General features: G+C 62.3%; 1 protein-coding gene. It reads left to right on the plus strand.

All coding sequences use genetic code 11. The annotated features are described in order from the left end of the window. Positions 1-406: 406 nt before the first annotated feature. On the plus strand, positions 407-1,319 hold a 913-nt coding region (locus AC2VLV_RS06325), incomplete at its 3' end, for a tyrosine-type recombinase/integrase (RefSeq protein ID WP_486989161.1).

Genomic DNA, 1,319 nt, shown 5'->3' on the forward strand with positions numbered 1-1,319 from the left:
CAATGCATGAACGGTGTTGTGACCTGGATGCGCCCGAAGGCAATACGACGTTGCGCTTCCAGTGCTCCCGGCCCGAACAATCTTTACATTCCGGTGGAACCTGCTGCACATATTCTATACCCCTGCGCAGGCTGCCTAGTACCAAGGAAATCACAGGATCGACGCCCATGTCAATTCCCCTGGCCATAAGTTAGCTATACAATGTCGCAAGCATTGCAACCGTTTCGAGTATGCACCGATAACGCATTAAATCGGCTTATCGAGAGACCGTAAGCATGCGCCCACGCCCACCTTGCGCGGCGGCGTGATGCACGTGGCGCGATCGGGCCCCATGTAGAAACAACCTCTGGGAGGCGATTCGGCAATGTTGCGATAGGCGCCAGGAATCGCTGGAGGCAAACATTGCATGACGAAACTCGACCAGTATCTCGATGCGGCCACCCGCGCCAACACTCGTCGCAGCTATGAGGGCGCGATCCGGCATTTCGAAGTCGAAGCGAGTGGGCACCTCCCGGCGACGGCCGATCAAGTCTCGCGCTACCTCGCCGCGTACGCCGATCAGTTGTCGGTCAACACGTTGAGGCATCGGACTGCTGCCTTGGCGCTCTGGCACCGCGACCACGGCTTTGCTGACCCCACGCGAGCACCGATCGTGCGCAAGACGCTCAAGGGCATTCAGGCCTTGCACCCGAGCATCGAGAAACGCGCCACACCGTTGCAGCTCACTCAATTGGGACAGGTTGCGGACTGGCTGGACGGTGCGGTCACGGCTGCTCGGGATCGCGGCGATCAACCCGCCGTGCTACATCACCTGCGAGATCGCGCGTTAGTGCTGCTGGGATTCTGGCGGGGCTTTCGGGGCGATGAACTGCTCCGGCTCCAGGTCGAGCACCTGCGCATGGTGCCGGGGGAAGGCATGACCTGCTTCCTGACGCAGAGCAAGAGCGATCGCCAGAATGTCGGCCGGACCTATCGGGTGCCAGCCCTGACGCGATGGTGCCCTGTCGCCGCTACGGCGGCGTGGATCGCCGCAGCCAGCCTCGTGGATGGGCCGCTGTTTCGCCGCGTCGACCGCTGGGGACGCATCGCGGACGAACCCTTGCACCCGAACAGCCTCATTCCTCTGCTGCGGCGTCTGTTTACTCACGCTGGGCTGCCTGCGCCGGGCGAGTACAGCAGTCACTCCCTGCGTCGGGGCTTTGCCGGCTGGGCCAACGCCAACGGCTGGGACGTCCGAGCGCTGATGGAATACGTCGGTTGGAAAGACGTGCATTCGGCCATGCGTTACATCGATGGCGGCGATCCGTTCGCGCGCGCAA

The organism is Thiomonas sp. TH-17 (assembly GCF_057473305.1).